The organism is Streptomyces rhizosphaerihabitans (assembly GCF_025399795.1).
Lineage (GTDB): Bacteria > Actinomycetota > Actinomycetes > Streptomycetales > Streptomycetaceae > Streptomyces > Streptomyces rhizosphaerihabitans.
Map to the genome: position 1 here is coordinate 175,312 of NZ_JAODTZ010000013.1, position 23,904 is coordinate 199,215.

22 protein-coding genes and 4 pseudogenes are annotated in these 23,904 nt (G+C 68.6%); 6 read left to right on the forward strand and 20 right to left on the reverse strand.

The genetic code is table 11. The features are described from left to right. Positions 1-312: 312 nt before the first annotated feature. The 6 genes from N4G66_RS15985 to N4G66_RS16010 all read right to left on the reverse strand — a co-directional run bounded on the left by N4G66_RS15985 (position 313) and on the right by N4G66_RS16010 (position 5,089). Positions 313-1,134 carry an integrase gene (locus tag N4G66_RS15985; RefSeq protein ID WP_261704766.1) on the reverse strand — a complete coding sequence of 274 codons (822 nt, stop codon included), beginning with the start codon at positions 1,132-1,134 and terminating at the stop codon, positions 313-315. Next, the gene (locus N4G66_RS15990; protein WP_261704767.1) at positions 1,131-1,982 is read right to left on the reverse strand and encodes a sigma factor-like helix-turn-helix DNA-binding protein; all 852 of its coding nucleotides are present in this window, start codon (positions 1,980-1,982) and stop codon (positions 1,131-1,133) included. The genes N4G66_RS15985 and N4G66_RS15990 overlap by 4 nt, the downstream gene beginning before the upstream one ends. A gap of 175 nt (positions 1,983-2,157) precedes the next feature. Beyond that, positions 2,158-2,565 carry an ATP-binding protein gene (locus tag N4G66_RS15995; protein WP_315903645.1) on the reverse strand — a complete coding sequence of 136 codons (408 nt, stop codon included), beginning with the start codon at positions 2,563-2,565 and terminating at the stop codon, positions 2,158-2,160. An 83-nt stretch (positions 2,566-2,648) separates the two neighbouring features. After that, entirely contained in the window at positions 2,649-3,509 is an 861-nt protein-coding gene (locus N4G66_RS16000) for a helix-turn-helix domain-containing protein (protein ID WP_315903646.1), read from the reverse strand. Positions 3,510-3,626: 117 nt separating this feature from the next. After that, positions 3,627-3,890, reverse strand: a complete 264-nt coding sequence (locus tag N4G66_RS16005) for a hypothetical protein (protein ID WP_261704768.1) — start codon at positions 3,888-3,890, stop codon at positions 3,627-3,629. Between the two features lie 608 nt (positions 3,891-4,498). Next, positions 4,499-5,089, reverse strand: a complete 591-nt coding sequence (locus N4G66_RS16010) for a hypothetical protein (protein WP_261704769.1) — start codon at positions 5,087-5,089, stop codon at positions 4,499-4,501. A 1,288-nt stretch (positions 5,090-6,377) separates the two neighbouring features. Here N4G66_RS16010 and N4G66_RS46215 point away from each other — a divergent pair. After that, positions 6,378-7,456, forward strand: a protein-coding gene (locus N4G66_RS46215; protein ID WP_449343314.1) for an IS630 family transposase whose coding sequence is annotated in 2 segments (ribosomal slippage) — positions 6,378-6,879 and positions 6,879-7,456 — 1,080 coding nt in all. Because the reading frame shifts where the segments join, the coding sequence is not laid out codon by codon here. A 457-nt stretch (positions 7,457-7,913) separates the two neighbouring features. Here the strand turns inward: N4G66_RS46215 and N4G66_RS16025 are convergent. The 4 genes and pseudogenes from N4G66_RS16025 to N4G66_RS16040 form a co-directional block, all read right to left on the reverse strand. Beyond that, positions 7,914-8,099: pseudogene (locus tag N4G66_RS16025) on the reverse strand (site-specific integrase); the annotation flags it as partial. Between the two features lie 5 nt (positions 8,100-8,104). Further along, a pseudogene (locus N4G66_RS16030) lies at positions 8,105-8,922 on the reverse strand (IS5 family transposase). Positions 8,923-8,981: 59 nt separating this feature from the next. Further along, a pseudogene (locus N4G66_RS16035) lies at positions 8,982-9,158 on the reverse strand (site-specific integrase); the annotation flags it as partial. A gap of 299 nt (positions 9,159-9,457) precedes the next feature. Then, on the reverse strand, positions 9,458-10,825 hold the full coding sequence (locus tag N4G66_RS16040; protein WP_261704772.1) for an FG-GAP repeat protein: 1,368 nt from the start codon (positions 10,823-10,825) through the stop codon (positions 9,458-9,460). A gap of 291 nt (positions 10,826-11,116) precedes the next feature. Here N4G66_RS16040 and N4G66_RS16045 point away from each other — a divergent pair, with 291 nt between their 5' ends. After that, complete coding sequence (locus N4G66_RS16045) at positions 11,117-11,296, forward strand: hypothetical protein (protein ID WP_261704773.1); 180 nt, start codon at positions 11,117-11,119, stop codon at positions 11,294-11,296. Then, complete coding sequence (locus tag N4G66_RS16050; protein ID WP_261704774.1) at positions 11,280-11,528, forward strand: DUF7660 family protein; 249 nt, start codon at positions 11,280-11,282, stop codon at positions 11,526-11,528. Before N4G66_RS16045 ends, N4G66_RS16050 begins: the two co-directional genes overlap by 17 nt. Before the next feature lie 276 nt (positions 11,529-11,804). Here the strand turns inward: N4G66_RS16050 and N4G66_RS16055 are convergent, their stop codons facing one another. After that, positions 11,805-12,602 carry a bestrophin-like domain gene (locus N4G66_RS16055; protein ID WP_261704775.1) on the reverse strand — a complete coding sequence of 266 codons (798 nt, stop codon included), beginning with the start codon at positions 12,600-12,602 and terminating at the stop codon, positions 11,805-11,807. Between the two features lie 344 nt (positions 12,603-12,946). On the opposite strand from N4G66_RS16055, the gene N4G66_RS16060 reads away from it, so the two are divergent. The 3 genes from N4G66_RS16060 (at position 12,947) to N4G66_RS16070 (ending at position 15,200) form a co-directional block, all read left to right on the forward strand. Further along, the gene (locus N4G66_RS16060) at positions 12,947-13,300 is read left to right on the forward strand and encodes a GYD domain-containing protein (protein WP_261704776.1); all 354 of its coding nucleotides are present in this window, start codon (positions 12,947-12,949) and stop codon (positions 13,298-13,300) included. Between the two features lie 319 nt (positions 13,301-13,619). Further along, the gene (locus N4G66_RS16065) at positions 13,620-13,796 is read left to right on the forward strand and encodes a hypothetical protein (protein ID WP_261704777.1); all 177 of its coding nucleotides are present in this window, start codon (positions 13,620-13,622) and stop codon (positions 13,794-13,796) included. 240 nt (positions 13,797-14,036) lie between these two features. Then, on the forward strand, positions 14,037-15,200 hold the full coding sequence (locus N4G66_RS16070) for a hypothetical protein (protein WP_261704778.1): 1,164 nt from the start codon (positions 14,037-14,039) through the stop codon (positions 15,198-15,200). A gap of 23 nt (positions 15,201-15,223) precedes the next feature. Here the strand turns inward: N4G66_RS16070 and N4G66_RS16075 are convergent, their stop codons facing one another. The 9 genes and pseudogenes from N4G66_RS16075 to N4G66_RS16115 form a co-directional block, all read right to left on the reverse strand. Next, positions 15,224-16,534, reverse strand: coding sequence for an NADase-type glycan-binding domain-containing protein (locus tag N4G66_RS16075; protein WP_261704779.1), 1,311 nt, complete (start codon positions 16,532-16,534; stop codon positions 15,224-15,226). Positions 16,535-16,754: 220 nt separating this feature from the next. After that, complete coding sequence (locus N4G66_RS16080; protein ID WP_261704780.1) at positions 16,755-17,318, reverse strand: phage tail protein; 564 nt, start codon at positions 17,316-17,318, stop codon at positions 16,755-16,757. Continuing rightward, on the reverse strand, positions 17,315-19,288 hold the full coding sequence (locus N4G66_RS16085) for a putative baseplate assembly protein (RefSeq protein ID WP_261704781.1): 1,974 nt from the start codon (positions 19,286-19,288) through the stop codon (positions 17,315-17,317). Before N4G66_RS16085 ends, N4G66_RS16080 begins: the two co-directional genes overlap by 4 nt. Next, the gene (locus N4G66_RS16090; protein WP_261704782.1) at positions 19,288-19,710 is read right to left on the reverse strand and encodes a GPW/gp25 family protein; all 423 of its coding nucleotides are present in this window, start codon (positions 19,708-19,710) and stop codon (positions 19,288-19,290) included. The genes N4G66_RS16085 and N4G66_RS16090 overlap by 1 nt, the downstream gene beginning before the upstream one ends. A gap of 112 nt (positions 19,711-19,822) precedes the next feature. Further along, positions 19,823-20,140 carry a PAAR domain-containing protein gene (locus N4G66_RS16095; RefSeq protein WP_261704783.1) on the reverse strand — a complete coding sequence of 106 codons (318 nt, stop codon included), beginning with the start codon at positions 20,138-20,140 and terminating at the stop codon, positions 19,823-19,825. A gap of 34 nt (positions 20,141-20,174) precedes the next feature. Then, complete coding sequence (locus N4G66_RS16100; RefSeq protein ID WP_261704784.1) at positions 20,175-21,998, reverse strand: VgrG-related protein; 1,824 nt, start codon at positions 21,996-21,998, stop codon at positions 20,175-20,177. Beyond that, complete coding sequence (locus N4G66_RS16105; RefSeq protein ID WP_261704785.1) at positions 21,995-22,714, reverse strand: CIS tube protein; 720 nt, start codon at positions 22,712-22,714, stop codon at positions 21,995-21,997. Before N4G66_RS16105 ends, N4G66_RS16100 begins: the two co-directional genes overlap by 4 nt. Positions 22,715-22,798: 84 nt before the next feature. Beyond that, on the reverse strand, positions 22,799-23,224 hold the full coding sequence (locus tag N4G66_RS16110) for a phage tail protein (RefSeq protein ID WP_261704786.1): 426 nt from the start codon (positions 23,222-23,224) through the stop codon (positions 22,799-22,801). A 23-nt stretch (positions 23,225-23,247) separates the two neighbouring features. Further along, positions 23,248-23,904: pseudogene (locus N4G66_RS16115) on the reverse strand (hypothetical protein); the annotation flags it as partial.

Consider the following 23,904-nt stretch of genomic DNA (forward strand, 5'->3'; position numbering starts at 1 on the left):
GATGACACAAACTCGCGTCCGTCAAAGTCCGATGACAAACGGTCAAGATCCAGTGGCGTGGGACAGGGGTGTCGTTCCGCTGTCACTTGCTGCTCGGCTTTCACGTCGGCGACGAGTCGAGGCTGAAGACGCAGGGCTACGGCGGCCACCCGATGAACGTCCACGTTCACCGCCGTCGGCCTGACCAAGTGACGGCCTGGCTACGCGATGCCGGGTTCACCGTCGAGGCCCAAATGCTGATCGACCCTGACGAGAGCGTTCCAGGTGCGGTCCTCTTCGCACGCCGTCAGTCCTAGCAACGCTGGCGCGGCCCTACGCCAGAACCCAATGCAGGATCGTCGCGTCATCCTGCGCCTTGCCTCGCGGCCAACGCCGACCGTCAGGGTCGTCTGCCTCTGCTTCCCGCACACGGCGGATCAGCCCATCGGGCCCGACCGACCCGACAGCTGCCAACGTGTCTTGCCAGGTGGCGAGTTCAAAGAGGTCGACAAGTCGCGTCGCGCCGTCGCTCAGGAGTGTCACCGAGGTCAGTGACTCCACCGGCGCCGTCCCGGTGAAGGCGTGCTCGGCCGCCAGCGGGTCAGGTCCAGCGATCCAGAAACCGCCCAGCTGGTTCCGCAGTCCTGTGAGGGCGTCGCGGTACTCCGCCAAGGCGACCACGTGTTCAGGTGAACCGGTGGACAGCGCGTCGACCGGCGCGCGAAGGCGCTTGCCCACCTCGTCCAACCGTTGGTCCGTGACGGCGGTCGTCTTCCCGTCCAGGTCAGCGAGGAGGAGCGTCGAGTCACCCAGTACGAGGTACTCCAGAACTCCCTCACCGGCCCGGACGGCGACGACCGTACTGGTCGGACTGGCCCGATGGGCCAGGTCACAGGTGTCCCCATGCAGGGAGCGGACAGCCCGGATCGAGTCGGCCAGGCACTCGACGAGCGGCCTGGTCGACTGCGTGCTGATGGCGCTCAGCAGAAGGCCGCCCAGCGTCGCGGAGAACCACGCGATGCCGTGCACGCATCCGGTCTCCGCCCCGGCCACGCCAGCCCCGTCGAGGAGGACGGCTGCACCGGGAACGGCAGCAGCGAAATCCTCGTTCTCCCGCGACGGTTCGGCCGGCTGCGAGCCGAGAACGACCTTCACGCCGTCGCCCCCTCGTCGTGCAGGTAGAGAGGGCAGAGCAGTTCGACGGACCGCGGTTCTTCGGTCTCGGGGTCGTAGTCGACGCTCACCAGCGTGGAGAAGTGTCGTTCGCCCACTTGCCCCCAGAGCGTGTTGAGATCGGAGGCAAGCAGATGGACGACGCCGAGGGAGCCCGCGGTGTGGATGCCAGCGATGGCGAGCACCGAGCCCTTCCCGTCCGGACGGGGCAGCCGACCGAGGTATCCGACGTCATGCGGGCGGTACGGCTCGGTGTCGGCTCCGGCGCCGTACGACGTGCCGGTACGACGGTCCACCAGGGCCCACGGCTCACCGTCCGGATGCTCCCAGGCAAGGACGGGGTCCTGGGCGTACAAGTCGCCCATGGCCTCGGACATGCCCGGCCCACAGACGACGACCAGGCCATCACGGTTGAGGTCGACCTCACCGCCGACCTGCACGTGCCCGGAGCCGACGTCGAGCCCGTAGGACTTGGCCAGCTCTTCGAGCCTCTTCCCGGAGTTCATGTCGGCCATGGCGACGACCGGCCGCTTCTTCTCGCTGTCCCACCGCAACGGAGTGACGACAGTGACGGCGCCCGCGCCCAGGAAGGCGCCCTCCGGTGCAGGCCCGGTGTGCCGGATCTGGTGAATCCGCCCGCGGCTCAGACCTGCCTTTTCGGCAATCTGCGCATACGACAGCCCCTGCGCGTGCAGGTCCTGGACCACACGCCGACGCAGCCGAGCGAGTTCCGTAACTTCCTGCTGCGCGTCGGCCAACCTGGTCGTGACCTCACGCAGCAGCAAGTACGGATCGTCGATGGCCGCGATCCGCTGCAACTCGTCCGACATACCCACACCTCCTATACGCACCCAGGAGTCTAGGGCCCTAGACGGTTCGGGCGGGAGACGCCGTCCCGTTCGAAAATCAACTACGTAGAAGCCCGACCGATAGCCAGGTATCCCGCGAGGACTCATCCCCCGCCGCCTGCGGGGCATGCAAGGCGGCCGGCCAGAGCGGCAGGGATCATGTGCCGGCTCGCGCGAGCTCGGCCCAGACGGACCGACCGTGCGTCCGTTCCTTCACTCCCCAGTCCTTGGCGCAGGTCGCCATCAGCAACAGCCCACGCCCGCCTTCCTCCTCCCAGTCATTGGCGGCGAGCAGCTGCGGCCTGCCATAGCCGCCCTCGTCGATCACCTCGATGCGCACTCGGTCGTCGTCAAGCACGACGATCACGAGGAACCAGCCGCCCTTACGGCCGCTCCGGGAGTGCCGGACGGCATTGGACGCCAGCTCACTGACGATGAGGACGGCGTTCTCCACCATGCGGGGACCCTCGGCCTCCATCAGAGCGGCGACGAAGTAACGGGCTTCAGCGACCTGTTGCGGCAGGCCAGGGAACGGACGGCACCACTTCGCAAGCAAGAGGAACACTTCTCGTCTAGAGGGCTAGACAGCACACAGGCAGCGTATTCCTCGGCGTGCCAAGCTTCTAGGCATTCAGAGGAATTATTCCTCTATGGGGTGACGTCCTCAGCCAGGACTCGCAGATCCCTCATGATCCGCATCAGCAGTTCCCGCGCCCCATCGCCGAAGACAGCCGCGCTCTCGAACTGGGCGAATGCCTCCTCGTACGACGCGAACACATCCGGGTCCTTCTCCGCCCGCTCATCCCGGAAGGTCTCCACGACCACCGTCTCCTGGTCGCACAAGGTGAAGCCGTGCCGCGGCATGACCGGCACCGGCCGGTCCCACGGGAGGACCCCGAACCGCACGGTAGTCAGGCTCTCCACCGCGAGCAGCCGGTCGAGCTGAGCAAGCATCAGGGCCGGACTGCCGGGCCACGTCCGGAGCACGCCCTCGGTCACCACGAAGACGGATTCCCGTCCGGGTTCGTACAAGACGCTCTGCCGCTCCACCCGAGCCGCGACAGCCTTCCCAACTTCAGCCGCATCCGCACCAGGTGTGCTCGCGAATACGTGCCGGGCGTACTCCGCGCTCTGGAGCATGGCCGGCAGGACAACGCACTGGAATGACCGAACGAGTTGGGCACCACGCACCGCCAGGTCGACCACGGCATCCGCGGAAACACTCGAGCCCGACAGGGTGTCGTCTGCGCCCGCAGAAGGAGCCGACTCAACTTCGGCGAGGGCCACTCGCAGCTCCGCGATTACGGAGGCATCCAGGCCGAGAGCTCCGGACAGGCGGTCAAGGACGTCACGGCTGGGAACCATCCGGCCGTTCTCCACCTTGGACACCGTCGGCTGACCCACTCCAGCCCGCTGCGCCAACACGGCACCAGTCAGGCCGACATCCACGCGCAGAGCCCGAAGACGTGCCCCCAGCGTCCGCATTCGCTCCTGCCGCTCACTCCCCATACCCAGCGTTCTACACCAAGCCTCGGCAAGCACCCAGCCCAGAAAGCACGCTGACCTACGCGAGCACAAACCCCAAGCATGGGGGCGCCATCCGATTCATGCGGATCAACCGAGCCCCTACCAGCCCATGTCCTTGGCGACCTCCGCTTGCGCAGCAGAGACCTCCTGAGCCGTGCACTCTGTGACATCGACGTCAGCCGCCCACTCAAAACGGCTCAGAAGATCCGCCAAGGCCTGCTTCTGCGCGGGGTGCGTGATCGGCACCGTGTTCAGATCGGTGCTCATCAACCAGTCGAACAGCACGACGGCATCCGCGGGCCACAGACGGACATTCACCGTAGGCACAGATTCCCACGAATCATTGGCTTCCACAGAGATCATCGTGCCAGGTCAAGCGCTCGGCCCTGGCTCGCCAACCTGCGGTAGCACCCGAGCCGGGACAGGCTCCACTGGCACGACGTGATTCAAACTTTCTCTACTGGTTCAAGGCGGCTCGCTCCGCTCCCCGCGCGCGGCCCGGCCCCCGGCCGGGCCTGCGCTCATGTCTCCGCCCCGCTCCAGCCCGGCCGGCGCCCGTGCCGCGCTCATGGCGATCAGCCGCCTGATGTCAGAGAAAGGGGTACGTCGTGGCCTGGGCGGTCAGCTCCACGGCTTTACGGAGCCACTTTGGCGCGAGCCTCGAAGATCATGGCCCCAACGTCGTGCTTTACCGGGCAGGTCCACAGACTGCCCGACGCGCCGGAAGCTTACGGGGCCATGATCACTCGCGCCAAAGCAGCGCCACCCCAAAGCCGCTACACCGACCCACTATTCCTGCAACTGCTGGGCCAGTTCCCCCATTCGGTGCGGGCAGCGACGAAGACCAAGAGACTGCTCGGCAACAACGCTGGGACACCACAGCGAGTTCCCGAATTCTCTTATTCCGAAAACATAACCGGGCCAACCGTGCCATCGCTACTCGATCTCGGAACAAGATCCCCATACGCCACTCAACTCCCTCCGGAGATGGCCGAAAACCTTTCATCGAACCATGTGCGCACGATACGGACCACGTAAGGGTCCCTAATCATTACGCCCGTGTAGGCCGTTACCTCTCGGATACTGATAACAACTTCCTTATCACTCAACCCCTGAACGCTAATTGCATTGTCCGTCGCTTCAAGCAGTTCAGCACTAGCGATAGGATCAAACAGGGCGTGAAACTCCGCTAAGGAAGGAGAGTATGCGTTAGCGATGATTTTGAAGCTAACACCTTTCCCGGCAGACCGCAGAATAGCGCCCCGCACTTCGTCTGTATAGTTCCCGCAGGCAACGCATTGACCCCAAATCACATCACCCGACTCGGCTCTCTTGTGCATTTCCCCAAGCTCTTTAAGCATTGGTTCACGCGTCAGAAAAAGAGTTGCTCGGCGATCTGCACCCACGATGTGGTCAATGTCCGCTTGATGCTCACGGATCTTATAGCGCAACGTGATGATCCCTAGGGCCAAAGTGGAAAGGCCGAAAAATATCGATACCCCGTAGGTAAGGAAAAACCCTCCGACCGACATTGCCAGAACACTGGAAGCACCGACAAGCATCTACCTCAAGCTCCGCTCTTGAAGATCACTTTTTCCCTGAACCCGAACCACTGAGGTGCGAGACCCGGTGATAGTGCAGCCCTCGAATACTCCGTAGCTCCGAAATCGGGAATCTCGTAGGACCTACACTTAAAGGGCGTACTGAACACCTCGGGGGAATCGCAGATTTGAAACGCTCGTGCTGCGACTCTGCGGCTTACCTCTCGGCGACCATAGTTACCGTCAAGTAAACCGATGAGGGCGCTAGATCCGTCTTTGTGATCCAATTTTGCGGCCACGTAGCAGCGTGCTGGCATCGAGATGCAAACCCACTTCCAGCCAGCAAGGAATTCATGCATCGGCAACGTCCCCCAATTATGATCTTGGTACGCACTGCCGGAGAATTTGCGAACCTGCCTTCTGGTGACCAGTCGCCCGACAGCTCTCCCGACTGGCATCGGGACTGACCAGTGGGCACCCTTTCCATCTATGCTGCGAGAAAGGATAGATCTCTCTTTCCGCCACGACTCGCTTAGTCTCGTCAATCGACAAGAAAGCTGAAATTCCTCTGAGCCAAATTGAAGATCCCATCCTTCAGTATCTTCTCTCGCCAGGCCGGGGACATGGATATTACCCGCATCCGTCCATTCAATAGAGACACTCTTCCTAATATCAATTCGAGCGGACGTATCCGAGCGAAGCGCAATGGACGCATAGGGGCCAGAGCAGAGATTTCCCCCATTTATGTCTGTCTTGTGAATGACGACCGTAAGGAAGACTTCAGGGGAGGCGACGTGGAGGTACCACCACTCGAAATTGCCTACGCAATCTGAAGACGTTCGGGGATAATTCATACTACCCTCGTGTTTTCGAGCGCGGAATTGTGTCGAAGGTCCGTCCGTCCTAGCCAGAGCATCCCACGCTATAGGGGCCGCAGCAAGACTCGGTTGGTTGAATGAGGCCGGCTGACTTCAGATAATGACGCGCACCGTCAGCTTGCCGGTTCCCGAACTTTCCACGATATGCATGTGTGGATCACAATCGCGCAAGATCGGTCCACGGTGCCCGACCTCTGGAAGTCATAGAGAGGCCAGCATCAAGAGTTCGGGACGAAAAGGTCGTGCCAGACCTGTGCCAGATCCAGTGGAGAACATCGGGGAGCCAATCGACCGCTCGCCAAGCGCTCACACCGCTTCGTCGCAGGTCAGTCGCGGAGCAGGCCCTAGATGCGCTTACTGACCTCAGCTCGTTGGGGTGAATCTTCGAGAAGTCCCTGGTGGGTGTGGGTGGGTGACGGTATCCGTGGTGTGTGAGATATGCGGATGGGGGCGGGCTGGCTCCTGCGGGGCGTCAGCGTCGGGAGACGGTGCGGATGCAGGCGGCAGAACTGTTCGAGCAGGAGATCAAGCCGTCGGACGTCGCGCGGGGGCTGCGGGTGAGCGTGAAGTCGGCTTATCAGTGGCACCAGTTGTGGCGGGAGGGCGGTGTGCAGGCACTGGCCTCCCGCGGTCCGAGCGGATCGAGGTGTCGCCTGTCCCCGCGATGTCTGGAAAAGCTGGCCGTGTATCTGGAGCAGGGCCCGGCCGCGCACGGCTGGGTGGAGGACCAGGTGTGGACCGCTTCCCGGGTGGCCACGCTGATCGGCCGGAAGTTCCATGTTTCCTACAGCGTCTCCGGCGCCACCCGGTTGATGCACCGGCTCGGCTTCAGCCCGCAGGTCCCCGCCCGGCGGGTCGCCGAGCGGGACGAGCAGGCCGTGAGCGCGTGGCGGGAGGGGACCTGGGCGGAGGTAAAAGGGCCCGGGCGGCCTGCGGGGGCTACGTCTGCTTCGAGGACGAAGCCGGGTTCACCCGCAGGCCGCCCCGGGGACGGACCTGGGGCCGGCGCGGAGTGACTCCGGTCGTCACCATCAGCGGCCGGCGTTCCGGACGGCTGTCGGTGGCCGGGCTGATAGCGATGCGGCCGGGTTCCCGGACCCGGCTGTGCCACCGCCTTCGGACCCACACCGGAGACAAGGGGGCACGTCGCAGCATGGGCGAGCGGGATTTCATCGGGCTCGTCGACGGAGTCCACCAGCTCGTCAGGGCACCGATCGTGCTGGTCTGGGACCGCCTGAACACTCACGTTTCCCGCAGGATGCGGAAATTCGTGGCCGAGCGTGAGTGGCTGACCGTGTTCCTGCTGCCCGCCTACTCACCCGACCTGAACCCCGTCGAGTGGGTATGGGCCCACGTCAAACGCAGTCTCGCCAACCTCGCCGTCATGGCCCTCGACCGGCTCGAAGTCCTCGTCCGCAACCGGCTCAAACGCCTTCAATACCGGTCCCACACCCTCGACGGCTTCATAGCCGGCACCGGCCTGACCCTCGACGATCAAGCGTCACCCTGACAAGCCGAAGTCAGTAGCTTCTCAAGCTGAGGTTCAGGCACTGTCCTCACGGGCCGGCCGCCGCGGCTTGCTCTGGTCGACGGCATAGGCAGCGTGGCTGAGGCTGGTGGGGTGGAGCGAGGCATACGCGTGCGTGGTCGGTCGGCGCACCCGCCGTCGTGGCTGACTATCGTCGGCTGAGGTGCAGGCGAAGAGTGTCGAAGGTGCTGGCCGTCAGCCGAGCGGGTCCAAGCTGGGCCGTCTCTGGGCCGTCCGACGTTGCTCAACAGTGGCCAAGGACGACCAACGACGACCACCAGGCGCACGGCCCCACCGCCCCTGAACAGCGAAAACGCAGGCCACTGAGATCCCCGACAAGACCCAGGGCAAGAAGAAGTAGGTTTTGTGATCATGCCTTCCACCTGCGCAAACGGCGCGGGCGGGAGGCATTTTCATGCGCTGGAACCTCTCTGGTACCTCAGTCCCTCGCGTCGTGGGGCCTGAGCGCCTCACCGAGAGCCTTCCGGGCCCGGTCCCGACTGCTCGGCATGAGGTGCGCGTACACCTTCAGCGTCAGGCCCGGATCGGAGTGTCCGAGGTACTCGGCAAGGGCCTTGATGCTCTCTCCGGCGTCCAGCAGGACGGACGCGTAGAAGTTCCTTAGAGGTCCTAACAAAGGCGTTGGACGTGTCGGTGGGTGATGAGGCAGGTGGCGAGGCCGAGGAAGGCTTCGTGGATGTCGTCGCGTCGTTCCCAGCGGATGCGTAAGCGGCGGAAGCCGTGGAGCCAGGCGATGGTGCGCTCGACGACCCAGCGGAAGACGCCGAGGCCGGAGCCGTGGGGTTGGCCTCGTTCGGCGATCACGGGGCGGATGCCGCGCTTCCAGAGCAGGCGCCGGTACTTGTCGTGGTCGTAGCCGCGGTCGGCAAGCAGTGCATCGGGGCGTCGACGCGGTCGTCCCACGACGCCGGAAACCGCGGGAATCTTGTCGATCAGGGGCACAAGCTGGGTGACGTCGTTGCGGTTCCCGCCGGTCAGCGACACCGCGAGCGGGATGCCCTGGGCGTCGGTGACGACGTGGTGCTTGCTGCCCGGCCGCGCGCGGTCGACCGGGCTGGGTCCGCTTTTGGGCCCCGCCGGGCCGCCCGCACATGCGAGGAGTCGATCACCGCCCGCGACCAGTCCAGCTGCTTCGCGGCCCGCAGCTTCCTCAGCAGCACCAGATGCAGTTGATCCCACACACCGGCTTCGTTCCACGCGGCCAGGCGCCGCCAACAGGTCATGCCCGAGCCGAAGCCCAACTCCTGGGGCAGGTACTCCCATTGGATACCGGTGTGCAGCACGAACAGGATCCCGCACAAGGCCTGCCGGTCCGGCACCCGCGGTCTGCCCTCGACCAGCTTGGGTCCCGGCTCGGGCAGCAACGGCTCGATGAGCGACCACAGTTCATCCGACACGATCCACGGCCGCGACTGACGTGTTCCCACGATCAGACCAACGACCGTCCAAGCCGAAAGTCACATGATCAATAGCTTCTGTTAGGACCTCTTAGGGCGTGCATGCCGTGCTCGCGGGCGGCAGCGTGTTCACGGCTCTTGGCCTTGGGGATGACGCCGACCTTGGCGAGGACGGGCTTCCAGTGGTCTTCGTTCAGCGACGTACGCCAGACGTGCCCGCCGTTGGGGCCCGTGAAGATGAGGCGCCGGGTCGCCGCCCGTCCGTCGCCGCACACAGCGGCCACATTCCAACACGGGCACGGGGACGAACCGTGATCCCCAACGGTGCAGGTCAAAGACGCTTGTGTCACCGAAAGAGGCCGGATCGTGGTGGCGGTGGCATGCGCGCCGACGCTGCCAGATGCGCGAGGTCTTTGCCGTCGTGGAACGCGTCGTCCTGGCCCTGAACGCGGTGGACGAAGCCCATGACGGAGCGGCCTTCGATTCTCGTCACCCGCTCCACGCGAAACCCCCAGGTCGACGACCTGGGGGTCCCTTGTTGTCCCGGGCCGGTTCGGGTATGGGGCTACTTGGTCAGCCGACGGGCGAAGTAGCGGTTTTTGGCTGTCAGTCCGACGGTCTTGGGGCCGATGGAGACGACCTGGTTCGTGGTCAGGCCCTTGCTGCCGGACCTGAAGTACCAGAGGTTGCCCTCGTAGTTGTTCTCACCGTCCGTGCCGGCGGCGAGTTCACTTCGTCCGTCACCGTTCATGTCGAGGAGGGAAACCCGCGAGCCGAACATGTCGTAGGACTCGTTGGCACCCGGTACTCCGGCCGTGTTCTGGTGCCAGGACACGGCACCGGTTGCGGTCAGTCCCTTGGACGAGCCGCGCAGCACGGTCACCGCGCCGGTGAAGCGGACCCCGGAGATGCTTTCCTGCATCACTCCGATCGCGACGTCGGCGTAGCCGTCGCCGTCGACGTCGCCGGTGTCCAGGTCGTAGCCGAACCGGTCGGCCTTCTCGCCGGTGCCGGGCACACCGGTGGTGTCCTGGCTGATGCGCACCGGCTTGCGGGTGGTGCTCACGCCTCCCGCGCCGCCGTACTGGACGAGGACCGAACCGCCCACGACGCCCTTGGGCTGGTAGCCCTCCAGTCCGGCACCGAGGACGACGTCGGCGTAGCCGTCGCCGTCGACGTCCGCGAGGCTCCCCGAGTTGACCTTGGTGGAGAAGTCCTTGGCGGGTCCGAAGCCGTTCTTCGAGCCGAGCACCAGGGAGGCGTCGGCGGTGCCGTTACGTCTTCCCACGGAAAGCAGGTCGGACACGTGGTCGCCGTTGACGTCCCCGGCCGCCAGACTGTCGGGCGTGATCCCGGTGTCCACGAGGCTGGTCGAGGCGGACGTGCCGTCCCGGCCGAACGGGCCCCGGGACAGTCTGGTCTCCACGTTGAGGTAGTCCGTGTTCGTGGAGGTGACGAGGTCGTCCTGGCCATCGCCGTCGAAGTCGTCCACGAGCACCAGACCGGGGGAGAAGGAGAGGGGTGTGCGGCCGGACAGTCCCCTGGGGCCGCCCCAGAAGATCGCCCCCGCCGGGGCCTCGTAATAGACGCCCACCACCAGGTCGTCGTAGCCGTCGCCGTCCAGGTCCCCCGCCGCAGTCGAATCACCGAAACCGATGTACGCGCCTGCGTCGTTGGAACCCGGATTGGCGGACAGCACCTGGTGCCGGGAGGCGCTGAGACCCGTCTTCGTCCCGTACATCACCGCGACGTAGCCGTTCGCCGAGACGGCCAGGTCACCGTAGCCGTCCCCGTTGAAGTCGGCCGACTTGCCGGCCGCCGACGCCTTGGAGCTCGGCACCGCACCGGCGGGACCGCCCGCGCCCAGCACGACCGCGCCCACCGACACGGCCGTCACGGTGGCCAGCACGGCCAGTCTTCGAACTCTGCGCATACGTCCGCCCTTTCATCTCTGCATCAGCCCATGGACATCTGCCGTTCAGATCAGGGCTGCGCCACAGGAGACCGCCAAAGGGAGCGAACGGTTGTACGACAGGGGGCAGGGGCTTTCATCCACTCGTCTCAGTGAGTGTCTAACTGCGTGACAACGCCGACGTACGGCAGCGGACGAGCGCACACACCTGCGGACCCTCAACGCAGATGAGGCGCCCACCAGTTCAAGGGCGGCCCCCCACCCAAGTTGATTCGGGACGAAGCGGTCCTCGTGCCACGGCCGTGCCACATCGTGCGGTCAATCACGGTCAACGGCGGCTCGCCACAGTCGAGATGCTCCGATGAGCTGGGCTGGCTCTACAGCCAGAGCGACCTGGGCATCCTGGTCGCCGACCACGTCCGCCCTTACAAGGCGGTAGTCACCGGGCAGTCGGCGCGCCCAGTGGTCTCCGGGCATGACCACTTCTCCTGAGCACGTCGACAGCAGAGAAGACCTGGCAGCCTTCGTTCGCTCCCTACATCGCAGCCATGCCGAAGATGGAAGCTCATGGGAGAACGCGGACCTCCCGAGCTTCCTGGAGGCCTTGGCGGCATGGATCGACGACGCGGACGGCTGGTACAACAACACCGGCCGCGAGCTGCCTGCCTTCGGTGACTGGACGTTCTTCGCACGAGCTCTGCGAGCCGCGACCATCTACGAGTAATCCGCGCTGTGTCGAATGCCTGTCGAAGTCGGGTGGCAAGCCGTCTTCGGCGGGGGTGATTGCCCAGGCCAGGGCTCGATTGCGAGCGTACGGGCCAAGCGCCTTCTAAGCACCTGGCCAACGACTGCGGGGCCGCAACCGACCGAGGGCTCACCTGCCAGGTGCGTACCAGATCGTGCGGGGAACCACGGGGAACAGCGGGGATCGACTCCTCGGGCAACCCGCAGGTCACGGCAACCGGTGATCAGTTGTCGGCGTACTGATCGCGCCCGCCGCCTACGGCCCGCCGTCGAAGAAGCCGGACTTCAGGTTCCCGATGATGGCGTCGAGTGGATGCCCACTGACGATGAACGGTCCGCTCCAGGGCGCGCTGAGTGCGAAGAGCAACGCCAGGCTCAGCCCGACCACACTCGCAACACCTACGATCAGCAGTGACGTTCGCAGGCTGCTGCGGAAGACCAGTGCGCCGGAGTTCACGATCAAGGCCAGTCCGCTGACCACAAGCGTGACGACGTAGAGCGCGGGAACGTCGCGCGAGGCGGCCGCAACGCGGGCGCGACGACTACTGGTGACACCGTCCATGGAAGCCACCAGCTCCGTGCCTGTCGGGGTTCCCACCTCGGGCCGGGCCGCCTCGGCGCGCACACTCCGCTCCAGCCGTGCGATCGCGCGAGCGGTGGCGGGGTCGTCACCGGACGCCGCTGCTGGAGCCTCCCACTCCCTGGCACGCGTGTTCTGCAAGTAGTCCAGCAGTGCCGCATGGATCGGTTCCGACTGGACTCGCGGACTTGTCGCCGCCCATGCCAGGCGGGAGGCCGCGGCCGCCTCGTCGCTCACCAGCCCCTCGGCTGCGCGCAGGTAGCCGGCCTCGCTGGCCAGTGTGAGTGCCGCAAAGATCGCGAAGGCAGCGCCGAGTGTCGGCATCAGGGGCGTGGCGATCTGCGGCACCCGATCCCGTTCCTCGACCGGTACGAGCGCCCGGACGCCGACCCGCGCCACGGCCGCGACCAGTAAGGCAAGTAAGAGCCCGCCCACAACCAGCACCACCGCCGGCAGCGAGGTCAACCAGTTCACCACATCACCTACAGCGCGTTACCGCGAGCGCCACACGGCAGCGGCACATCGGCCCCCGCGGCCTGGAACTCCTCGGCGATCACTTTTAATGAACGCTCCATGATCACAGGTCGAAGACCTTTGACGCTCGCGACGCCCGGCACGGCATCTCGTTTCGTTGGCCAAACAGCCGAATACGGCCCAGTACGAGGCAGTACTGACAACGACCGCCGCGCCGTCTCACTTTCCGTCTCATTCATCAGTTCGGGTTCCAACGAGTGAATCCCCCGTTCCGCGAGTGGCTGCCGCCGTGACAGCGGGAAGGCCATTGCAGACCGGACAAGCGACGGGCGGGAAGCATCCCTATGCCGAAGTTCCTCATCCAGGCCACCTACACACCCGAGGGCACCAAGGGGCTGCTCAAGGAAGGCGCCAGCGGCCGCCGCGCCGCCGTCGACCATGTCGTCACCGACCTCGGCGGGCAGGTCGAGGCCATGTACTTCGCCTTCGGGGAGGACGACATCGTGCTCATCGTCGACTTCCCCGACCCGGTCTCCATGGCCGCCGTCAGCCTCACCGTCAAGGCCAGCGGAGCCCTCCAAACCCGGGCCACCCCTCTGCTCACCCTCGACGAGATCGATGAGGCCGCCCGTCGGCAGGTCACCTTCCGCGCCCCGGCAGGTGAACCCCGGAGGCAGGGGCACATCTCCCCTTCGTAGCCGAACACCTCGGAGGCCGACCGCGCATCCAAGACCCGGGCCATGCGCACTGACAGCGCACTCGACCTACATGGCCCCCGGCACTCGCGCGATGCTCTCCCCGCACCACAACTGCACCAGATCGAACGGGGAACAGCGGGAAATCACGGTGAAAGCAGGCGAGGCTCACGAGGCCGGACCTCGGCCGTTCGCCCAGATCAGCGCCCAAACCAGCCGCAAATGCCCGCAGCTTCCCAAGCTGAGAGTGCGAGTTCGATTCTCGTCACCCGCTCCATGACAGAGGCCCAGGTCATCGACCCGGGCCTTTTTGCTGTCCGTCGTGATCAGTTGTCGCGTGCCGGATTCGTGCCAGAACGTTGATCGTCCGGATCACGGCGTCGTCTTCCAGCACGGCCGCAGCTTCCTGGCGTGCCTTGCGCGCGGTCGCGTCGAGGCCGCACCGATCTGCTCACTCGACCTGCGCGACCTCGACCTGGTCGACGCTGCGGTCACGTGAGTGCCGTCGGCTCCGCGACGGTCGACCCGTCGGCGGGTGGGGGCAAGGTGTGTTGCCCCCACCGTGCCCTTCCGCCCCTGGGGCCCTCGGCTCCGGACCTCCTAGCGTGGGTCCATGCGTACGCATGAAGTCCCCGGGCAGACAAACGGCACGCCGCATGTGACGCCTGCGCGGAACAGCCGTGGTCCTCGCACCCCCGGGGCACTGCAGAGCACCGCGGGCAACGCTGCCGTCTCTCGGATGATCATGGTGTCCCGGATGATGACCGAGGACGAGTTCAAGCAGGGCACGGCGGCCACCGGGCTGCGCGGCCGCTCCGAGATCGTCAGGGTGGACCAGGCGCTCAAGGCGTTCTACGCCCTGCCGGACGCCAGACAGGGCGCCCGGCTGTTCGCCCTCAAGGACATCGTCAGAGCGTGCGGCGACTACGTCGCCCACAAGGCCGACGGAGGGTCGCGGGTCGGGGGCACCCAGCGGCTCGGCGAGCAGGCCGACGCGGCGCAGGGACAGCTGGATCCCGAGGCGGTCTTCCGGGATCTGCTGACCGAGATCGACCACATGATGAGCGAGGGGAAGAACCCTGACCTCGACCTTCGCATGCCGGCCGGTGAGGCCCAGAAGGCGGCCCAGGCCGTCCCCGCGGACCGGTTCCACGCGATGATGGGCGATTTCGTCCAGAAGCTGGGGGCGCTCCGCGAGGACGGGACACTGCCCGAGGAGACGCGCGCCGTCATCGGGGAACTGATGGCCGTAGCGCCGCTGGTGACCGTGATGCAGTACCCGCGGGGTGGCATGGGGGGCGTGAAGCTCGACCCGGCCGCCGCCGCTGGCGACCCGGCGTTCACGTTCAACGTCGACACCCAGGTCAGGGGCGGAACCTCGTTCCTGCTGGGGCACATAGCCCATGAGCTGACCCATGTCGCGGCCCATCAGGCGTTCGACAGCAGCCCGGTGATGGAGCTGGTGCAGTCCGGGGCGACCGACGAGGAGGTCGCGGCGCTGGCGGCGGAGCGCAAGCAGTCGCTCGCCGATCTGAAAGCGGCGCTGGCCGGGAACCCCGAGTTCGACGAGTTCCAGCAGGGAATGCTGGAGGAGAAGCTGGGCTACGGCGCTCAGCCGCAGAAGCTGGAGCAGTACGCGAGCTCCTTCGAGAAGGCGGGCAAGATCACCGCAGCGCAGAAGGAGCAGCTGGTCGGCTGGGGCAGGGCGGCCGGAGACGCGTCCGGCACCCTGGTCGAGTACGACACCGTGCTCAACCAGATGCTGATCTATCTGCACATGTGGCAGACCAGTCAGGACAACCCCTTCTATGTACGGCTGCGGGCGGCGGCCCAGGCGGCGTACGACCGCCGGAGCCGCGCCCGCCGGCCTGCCACGGACGAGCCGGCCGAGCAGTCCTCGTAGAGCCGTTCGCTCTTGGCGCCGAGTCAGCTTCGCTGGAAGAACTCCACCTCCGCGAGGGCCAGTCGGCGGCCCGAAGTCAGGCCGACGGGCGAGCGCAGGGTCAGGCGTACCGTCTTCACGTCGCTGATCCCGGTGGGGATCGTCTGGTCGCCCGGTTTGTCGCTGAGGGTGAGCTGCTTGTTCTGCCGCTCGCCGTCCGACGTCGTCACCTCCAGGTCCACTTGGAGTGCGCGTGCCTGACTGTGGTAGTCCTCCGGGTTCTTGGACGGGCCGTTGGTGATGAGGAGGTCGACCATCCGGAACGGCTTGCCGAAGGTGTAGGTCACCGAGGCGCCGGGCGCGGGCGCGCCCCAGTAGCTGTTGCTCAGTCCGTCCGTGGTGTTCTTCGCCGGGTGCCCGGGGACCTCGGCGCTCGCCCTGATGCCCACCGGGGTCACGGGCTTGGGCTTGCCCAGTTTGTCCCGGGTGTCCTCGAACAGGGCACGTCCGGCCGGGAGCAGCAGGAGAGCGCCGGCGCACAGCGCCACCACCACGGCCAGGATCACCAGGAGCCGCACCGCCCTGCCCGAACCCGCCCGCACCCGACGGCGGAACGGCCACACGGTCCGCCACCACGGCAGCGGTTCGGGCTTCGCGGCGGGGTTCAGCGCGGTCGCGCAACGCCGGCAGAACCGACGGCCGGGCGGGTTGGGGGTGCCGCAGGAGGGGCAGGGGGCGCCTGCCACTTCGTCGGGGACCTCTGCGGGACGTACGACCGGCCGGGGGGCCACCGGCTTCGCGGGGCGTACGGGCTGGATGGGCGCGGGAGTCGGCGTGTCGGGGGTGGGGGTGGGGACGACCGGGGGTCGGGGGCCCGGCGAGTTCCGAGGAGCCGGAGCGGGTGGAGTGGCCGGAGCAGGGTGGGTGACAGGGGCCGCGGACGCCGCGCTCGTGGGGGCGGCCTCGTCGGTGCGGGAGGCCTCGCGGGTGGTCGGGCGGGGGGCGGGAGCGGAGGGCTCGGCACCGGCATCGTCGGGGCCGGGCCGGGGCGCGGGGCTTGCCGTCTCCCCGTGCCGGCCGGAGGTGGTCCCGGAGCCCTCGCCCTCACCCTCGCGGTCGCGTGAGCCCGCGCCATCGCCGTCGCGGTCGCGTGAGCCCGCGGCCGACGCCGTGCTCGCCCGCCGCTCCTCACCGCGGCCGCGACCCGTCAGCCGCGGGCGCAGCGACGAACCGCGGGCGGGCGCGGCGGACGCCGGCTCCCCGGCCGGGGGTGACGAGGGCGCCGGAGTGGCGGCCGGCGGCTCGGACCGGGTGGCATCCGGCGCGGCCGGGGGTTCGGCAGGTGTGCTCGGCACCGGCGGCTCCGAAGCCATGGGCCGGGGCACACGCGTGACTGACGGCTCCGCGGACGTGCCCGAAGGCGACGGCTCCGCGGACGTGCCCGAAGGAGGCGGCTCCGCGGGCGTACCCGAAGGCGACGTACTGTCCGACCACCCCAGGTACGACCCGCAGTTGCCGCAGAAGTCGTCCGTGGAGCCGTTGGATGCCCCGCACACGGGACATGCGCGCATGACATCACCTCCCTTCGTCGGTGGGCGGGCCGGGCAGGATCTCCACCCGGCAGACGGTGTGCACCGGGCACATGGCCCGGACGACCTCGTGGACCCGGCGCTCGTCCACCCGTTCCTCGCGGCCCGGCCACACCCGGACCAGGGTCTCGGCGGGGGGCTCGGGCGGCAGGTCGGTACCGGCGGTGCTCGACCACGCCGCGCCGCCGTCCCCGCTCACCTCGGCGTGCACGCCGAGCGCGAGCCGCAGACCCTCGACCAGGCCGCGCCTGGTGCCGCGCCACCGGTGCAGCTCCACCGCGCGGACCACCGCCTCGCGGCGCAGCTCCACCGGCCACTGCGGGTGGTCGGCGGCGCCCACCCACGACGCCAGCCAGGCCAGGAAGTCGCTCGGAGCCACCCGGGGGTCGAGGTAGGCGGGCAGGTTGTCGAGGGTCGCGAACACCGGGGCGAGGACGGTGTCGAGGCCGGCCGTGAACCGCTGCGCGAAGTTGTCGTCGGCGTACAGGGCGGGCAGCTGCCCGCCGATCGGGTACTGGCTGGGCAGGCCGGGTACGGCGGCGCGGCTCATCCCCGGATCCCTGTCCCCGCGTCCGGCCCGACCGCCGTGACGACCACCTGGTGCTGGTAGGAGAAGACCAGCGCGCCCGCGGCCACGTCGACGCGGTCCGTCGGTGCTCCTCGCCGCCCGGTGATCGGGTCGGCGGCGAACAGCAGGATCTCCTCCACCAGCGCGTTGCCGGTGGCGCGTTGCAGCACGCCGAACACATCGCCGTACTGCACCGGCCGTCCGAAGGGCCACCCGGTGCCGTCCGGACCACCGTGCAGCGGGTTGAGGTGCCGGAACAGCGCGGCGAGCGCCGCGTCGCGCACCCGGTCGGTGTCGCCCGGCGCCGCCGCGAGCCGGGCCACCACGGTGACGCCCTGGTAGGCCGGCGGCTCCACGACGAGGCGGGTGCCGATCAGGCGCCGTTCGTCGAGGCTCGCGGTGATCGCTTCGAGCACCTGGTCGGAGGGGATCAACTGCTCGAAGCGGAGCCGGTCGTCGCCCTCGTCGGCCACCGCGTCCGGCACCACCAGGACCCGTACCGCGCCCGCGCCGTCCGCCGCGGGCAGACAGCGGACCCGGCGCACCGAGGGTGCCGCCTGGCGGCTGATGATCTCGTAGTCCTCGGCGGTCACCGCGCGTTCCTGCATCCGCAGCGCGTCCGGTGCCCGCAGCTTGGCGTTGTCGATGCTCTCGCCGGCGACGCCGCCGCGCGCCGCCTCCCGGTTGACGACCCGGGCGACGTAGGGAACGGAGCTGCGCAGCACGGAGATCGCGCCGCGGGCGACGTTGCCGGCCGGTCCGCCGCCGGTGCGGTAGCGGGCCACCCGTATCTGGGCGCCCTTGGGCGGCACGGCACCGCACTGCCGCAGCGTGCCGTCCGGCTCGCGCAGCACCGGCGGGAAGCTGAACTCTCCGGTGGTGGCGTCGACGCGGACGTGCCGGTCGGCGGGGCCGGAGCGGCCGAAGTGCTCCACCACCTCCCAGCGCTGCCAGCCCTCCTCCGAGGACACCTCCACCACGGGGGGCTCGCCGTCGAGGAGGACCGGCGGGCGGCCGAGCCGGAACGTCTGCCCGGAGACCCCCTCCGAGGTGCCGAGCGGTACGTCGGTCTCGGTCTCGGCATGCTCGACGAACATGGTGCCGCCCACGGTGAACACCACCGCCTCGCGCACCGTCGGGGACTCCGAGTAGAACGGCTGGCCCGGTTCCGCCTCGGTGACGCGGCAGCGCAGCCAGCCGGCCCGGGTCCCGCCGATCACCGACGCCGTGTGCCCGGCCGGTACGTACACGATGACCTCGCCGGGCCGGTTCAGGCCGCCGGTGGTGTCCTCACCGGTCTCGCACACCTGCCAGCCGCCGCCGGCCCACGCCTCCCACACCAGCGGGGGCTGGCGCGGGTCCACGCCGACGCCCTCCGTGCGGCTGTCCAGCTGTACGGCGACGACACAGCGCGGTACCGCCGTCGGCAGGCCGAACAACAGCGCGTCGCCCGGCTCCGGTGCCGGCTGGAAGCACCGTACGTCGCCGGCCTCGGCGAGCGTCCTGGTCCGGTCGGTCTGCTCACCGGTCCGGGGCGCGGTCACCAGCCGTACCAACTCGCTGGGTACGATGCGCAGTTCGTCCACGGTCGTGAACACCACGGCCTCGTCGCCCTCGCCGCCCGCGGTGGTCACCTCGGTGCCCGGGGTCAGCGTCACCGTGTCGGGCTGCGGCGCCGACAGCCAGAAGTCGACCTCGGCCGCGGCCGCGGCCGGCGGGAACAGCCGGATGCCCAACAGGTCGAGGAACGCGGTGTAGTTCTTGTCCGGGACCCGGTTCAGCCGGTACAGCAACTGGTCCACGAGATAGGCGAACGTCTCGATCAGGGTGACGCCCGGGTCGGAGACGTTGTGGTCGGTCCACTCCGGGGCGCGCTGCTGCACGTACCGCTTCGCCTCGTCGACGAGTTGCTGGAACCGCCGGTCGTCCAGGTTGGGGGAGGGCAGGGCCATCAGTCGGCGACCAATTCCTCGGCCCCCTCCTCGGAGGGGATCGTGTAGAAGGGAAAGACCAGGTTGCGCCGGTCATTGGTGGAACGCATGGTGTAGCGCACGTCGATGTAGAGGGTTCCGGCCTCGACGGCGTCGTAGGCGACCACCACGTCGTCCACCGCGATGCGCGGCTCCCACCGTTCCAGGGCCTCGCGCACCTGCTGTGCGACGAGTCCGGCGGTGGCGCCGTCGCCGGGGGCGAAGACGTAGTCGTGGATGCCGCAGCCGAACTCGGGGCGCATGGGGCGCTCGCCGGGTGCGGTGCCGAGTACCAGGCGGATCGCCTCCTCGATCTCCCGCTCCCGTTCGACCATGCCGATCCCGCCGGTCGGCCCGACCCGCAGCGGGAACGCCCAGCCCCGGCCGATGAACCGGTCGCTCATGACACGCTCCCGGTCCGGACGCCCGGAGCGCCGGGCAGGACCACGCCACCGCACACGGGGCGCCCGGCCCGCAACGGGAGCGGACACCCACGCCGATCGAACCGCTCGCCCATCACAGGCCCCCGATCAGGACGTTGAAGGCGCCGGTCACGATCATCGCGCCGCATGTCGTCCTGTCGCGCGCCCGCGCGGCCGGCAGCCCGCCGATGAGGACCTGGCCGGAGGCGAGCCCGGCCGGGTTCGGCATGATCACGTTGCCCGGTCCCAGGGCCGCGTGCGGGGGAATGACGCAGGTGTGCAGGCTGCCCACGACGGCGGCGGGACGGCCGCCGATCAGCACACGGGCCACCGCCGCGGCGGCGCCGGGCGGCGGGGTGGCGATCACGCCGCCGTGGTTGGTGGGGTCACCGGTACGGGCTGCGGCCGGCATGCGGTGCTCCTTTCGCTGGTCACGGTGTCGATCCTCAGTTGATCCGGATGAGCTTGGCCTTGAGGACGCCGAGCAGACCGCCGTCGACGGTGACGTCCGAGCTGCCGGTGACGCTCACCGTGCGGCCGCCGATCTTCACGCCGACCCGGCCCTGGATGTCCACGTTCCCGCCCGAGATGCTCACGTCGCCCCGCCCCGCGTCCAGGGTGATGCCCTTCTTGTCGAGCAGGACGGAGGTGAGGGGCTGCCGGCCCTTCCCGGCGTACACCGTCAGCTCGATCCGGCCCCGCCGTTGGTCGAGGCTTACTTCGAGGCGCTCGTCACCACTGACGAGCCTGAGGCCGGACTGGCCCGGAGCCCTCGCGTCCAGGAGCTCCATCCGGTGCCCCGAACGCGACACGACGGAGCGGCGGTTGACCTTTCCGGTGGCCTTGTCGATCAGCGGGACCTTGTGGGGCGACGGCTTGTCGACGCCGTTGTAGAGCCCGCCGATGACGTACGGGCTGTCCAGCAGGCCCTGTTCGAACCCGATCAGGACCTCGTCGTTGACCTCGGGGCTGAACACGCCTCCGCCGCCCTTGCCGCCCCACTGCACGGTGCGCACCCAGTCGGTGGTGTACGTGTCGTCCAGCCAGGGGAACTTCAGCTTCACCGAGCCGTTCTCGGCGCCGCCGATCTCGCGTACGTCCGTCACCACGCCGATCGCCAGACCCGGCATGCGCGAGCCGCGGCCGGGCGCGTCGGCGCCGGTCACCAGGCCGGTCAGGGAGCGGTCCGGGCTTGCGCTCACCCACACCGTCGTCCGGTACCCGCCGTGCGGTTCGAGGACGTGCCGCACCGCCGTCGCCGTGTACTTGCCGGAGAACGCCTGCCCGACGTTGCCGAGCGCCACGGGCTTGCCGGCCCGCAGCCGCGGGTTGCCCTCGGCCACCGCCTCCAACTCGGCGAAACCAGCGCTGACCTGATCGGACACCGCGTCCGCGACCGCGGTCGTCTCGGCCAGGGTGCGGTACGGGGTGTCCGTGACAGTCAGCTTCGCCGACTTGCCGAACCGGGCGGCGGCGAGCGCCGGGCTCAGGCCCGGAACCACCGTGTCACTGGTCACCGACGGCTGTCGGGACACCAGCGGCTTCTTGGTGGTGACGTCCCAGCCGCGCACCTCCACCTGCGACGCCCCGTCCGCCGCCGACAGCGAGGCCCGCAGCGCGAGCAGGTTCGCCCCGTACTCCAGCACCATCGGGTCGCGGGACGACGAGGTCGACGGCGCAGGCGCGCCGGACGCCTTGACCGGCTTGGTGAACTGGAGCAGCCCCTTGTCGTCGACGCGCACCAGCGCGCCGCTCTCCCCCGCCAGGAACTGCAGGAAGTCCCAGTCGGACACGTTCGCCTGGGAGAGCTGCTTGTAGGTGACCGGCGCGGCCTGCACGGTGCCGCAGGCCAGCCCGGCCCCGGCGGCCACCTTGCGGACGATCGCCGACGCCGTCATGTTCCGGTACGCCACCACCTTCCGGCCCCGCTGGAGGCGGTGCGCCTTGGAGTAGGCGCGCACCACGGTGAACGAGCCCGTGCTGTCCCGGTCCAGTTCGAGGGCCGTCACCTCGCCGTTGAACAGCTGCTCGCGCGCCTGTCCGGACACGGTCACCACCGACACCTTCAGCGGGGTGCCGATGGTGATGCCCGTCGCCTGCAGGAACTCGTGGTCGGGGTCGCGGAAGGTGAGCTGTGCCGCGTCGGGCAGGCCCACGTTCTCGTCCACCACGCAGCTCACCAGCTGGGCGGCCCAGATCTGCGGAAGTTCGGCGGGCGTCTCCACCACGGGGTCCGCCGTGAACAACCGGCCCCTTGCCTCGGTGGTCATCGCTCCTCCTCACCGTCCGCGTCCCGCAGCCCCGGCACCACCAGTTCGGTGCCGGGCGCGAGCGCCATCGGGTCGTCGATTCCGTTCGCCTCCGCGATGACCCGCCAGGCCGTCGCGTCGCCGTATTCCCGCCAGGCCAGCATGGCCAGGCTGTCGCCCGCCACCACGGTGTGCGTACTGCGGGCGGTGCGCGAGCCGGACGTCGGGTTCTGGCCCGGCGGGTCGACGCTCGCCTCCTCGATCGACAGCGCGCAGGTGGCCCGCAGCGGCCTGCCGTCGACGTCGAACAGCGTGTACGACACCGACAGGCTGGAGAGCACCCCGTCGAACGACGTCGTCCGGGCGGTGCCCCAGGTGAACCGGACCCACGGGCTGGCCGGCTTCTTGCGGCCCAGGCTGGCCGGGGTCGGCACGCACGCCTTCATCAGCTTCTCCACCGCCTGCTCCACGGAGTTGTCGTGTTTGGCGGTGGCGTCCAGGAACACCTCCAGGCTCAGCGTGCGCGGGCCGCTGCCGACGAACTCGGGCAGTGCCGACTGCCCCGCCATCCGGGACGGGGAGCGCCGCCACTCGGTGGTCTTGCTCAGCTGCAGGGTGGAGGGGTTGAACTGGAGGTCGAGCTGGGCGACGGTCCCGCCGGGCTTCGCGCCGACCGACGCCGGGGGCTCCTTCAGGGTCAGCTTGGCCCTGGCCCGACTGGCGCGCGCTGATGACATGGCGGGACCTCCTTTCCGGGAGCCGATACGTGGTGCGGAACTGGGTGCGGAACTGGTGCTGGGACACTGCTTGATGAGGGCGTGTCAGGACGGGCGCAGCCCCTCGTGGGCGATCTCCAGGGTCTCCACCGCGGCCTGCGAACTGGCGGGGTCGAAGGACGGCCCCTGCCAGCGCACCGGGACGATCCCGAACACCTGCCAGCTGATGATCTTCGTCAGGTCCGGTTTCAGGGCCACGATCTCGCCGTCCTTGGGCTCCACCCGCTTCAGCGTCTCGTCGAGCCAGCGGGCGATCTTCGCCGTGTCGGCGGTGACCGGCCGGGTGAGCGTGATGTTCGACCAGGTCACGCGTCCGGGCAGTTGCCAGGTGAAGCCGTTGTTGCCGCCCTCGGCGTAGCTCTCCATCTCCACCTCGGCGCCCATGCCGGAGCAGGTGTGGAAGGCGCCCAGGTCGTTGCCGCCGATCGCGAGCCGGAAGAACACGCTCGTCGCGAAGATGTTGTCCGTCATTCGTCCGTCATCCGTTCTGGTTCTCAGCGGCGTCCGTCGTAGGGGCGGCCCGTGCGGTCCCGGCCGCGGCGCAGCTCGGTGCGCAGCAGCCGGGCCATCGGGTCGAGCAGGCGGCGCGCCAGGTCGTCCAGGTCCAGGCCCGGGTCGTCCTGAGGTGTCTCGGTGCGGCGGGCCGCCTTCTCGCCGGAGGCGGCGGATGACGCGGTGGCCGCGGGGGCCGCGGAGGACACGGACGACGACCGCTTCCGGCCGGGTGCCGGAACCTCCTTGGCCGGGGCGCCTGTCGACGGCGCGGGGGGCGCGGAGGACGACCGCGAGCGGCCGCGTGCGTCGCGCTGCACCGCGAGTGCCGCCTCGCCGGTCCCGCCGGTCCCGCCCGTCGCGCCCGTCCCGCCGGCCGCCGTAACGGTCCTCGGCCGGACCACGGGGACGGCTCCCCCTGGTGCCGAGCCGGCCGGCGGACGGTCCGCGAGCGGCGGCGCCTGCGGGGCGGTCACCGGCAGCGGCCTCGCTGGTACGGCGGCGACCGGGGCGGCCGTCCCCTGGCGGGGCGGCGCGGGCCGGACGACCGGGACGCGCTGAACCGGGGCCGGGGAGCCGGTCGTCGCTGCGCCCGAACCCTCCGGTCCGGAGTACGAAGCTGCTGCCCGCTGGACCTGCGGCGTGGCCGGGGCGAGGGC

What these genes read in the sequence shown, in the direction of transcription:
- N4G66_RS15990 (WP_261704767.1), bottom strand. Translation starts at nt 1,982, where the DNA reads ATGTCGGACGAGTTGCAGCGGATCGCGGCCATCGACGATCCGTACTTG.
- N4G66_RS16000 (WP_315903646.1), bottom strand. Translation starts at nt 3,509, where the DNA reads ATGGGGAGTGAGCGGCAGGAGCGAATGCGGACGCTGGGGGCACGTCTT.
- N4G66_RS16005 (WP_261704768.1), bottom strand. Translation starts at nt 3,890, where the DNA reads ATGATCTCTGTGGAAGCCAATGATTCGTGGGAATCTGTGCCTACGGTG.
- N4G66_RS16010 (WP_261704769.1), bottom strand. Translation starts at nt 5,089, where the DNA reads ATGCTTGTCGGTGCTTCCAGTGTTCTGGCAATGTCGGTCGGAGGGTTT.
- N4G66_RS16040 (WP_261704772.1), bottom strand. Translation starts at nt 10,825, where the DNA reads ATGCGCAGAGTTCGAAGACTGGCCGTGCTGGCCACCGTGACGGCCGTG.
- N4G66_RS16050 (WP_261704774.1), top strand. Translation starts at nt 11,280, where the DNA reads ATGACCACTTCTCCTGAGCACGTCGACAGCAGAGAAGACCTGGCAGCC.
- N4G66_RS16060 (WP_261704776.1), top strand. Translation starts at nt 12,947, where the DNA reads ATGCCGAAGTTCCTCATCCAGGCCACCTACACACCCGAGGGCACCAAG.
- N4G66_RS16070 (WP_261704778.1), top strand. Translation starts at nt 14,037, where the DNA reads ATGATCATGGTGTCCCGGATGATGACCGAGGACGAGTTCAAGCAGGGC.
- N4G66_RS16080 (WP_261704780.1), bottom strand. Translation starts at nt 17,318, where the DNA reads ATGAGCCGCGCCGCCGTACCCGGCCTGCCCAGCCAGTACCCGATCGGC.
- N4G66_RS16085 (WP_261704781.1), bottom strand. Translation starts at nt 19,288, where the DNA reads ATGGCCCTGCCCTCCCCCAACCTGGACGACCGGCGGTTCCAGCAACTC.
- N4G66_RS16090 (WP_261704782.1), bottom strand. Translation starts at nt 19,710, where the DNA reads ATGAGCGACCGGTTCATCGGCCGGGGCTGGGCGTTCCCGCTGCGGGTC.
- N4G66_RS16095 (WP_261704783.1), bottom strand. Translation starts at nt 20,140, where the DNA reads ATGCCGGCCGCAGCCCGTACCGGTGACCCCACCAACCACGGCGGCGTG.
- N4G66_RS16100 (WP_261704784.1), bottom strand. Translation starts at nt 21,998, where the DNA reads ATGACCACCGAGGCAAGGGGCCGGTTGTTCACGGCGGACCCCGTGGTG.
- N4G66_RS16105 (WP_261704785.1), bottom strand. Translation starts at nt 22,714, where the DNA reads ATGTCATCAGCGCGCGCCAGTCGGGCCAGGGCCAAGCTGACCCTGAAG.
- N4G66_RS16110 (WP_261704786.1), bottom strand. Translation starts at nt 23,224, where the DNA reads ATGACGGACAACATCTTCGCGACGAGCGTGTTCTTCCGGCTCGCGATC.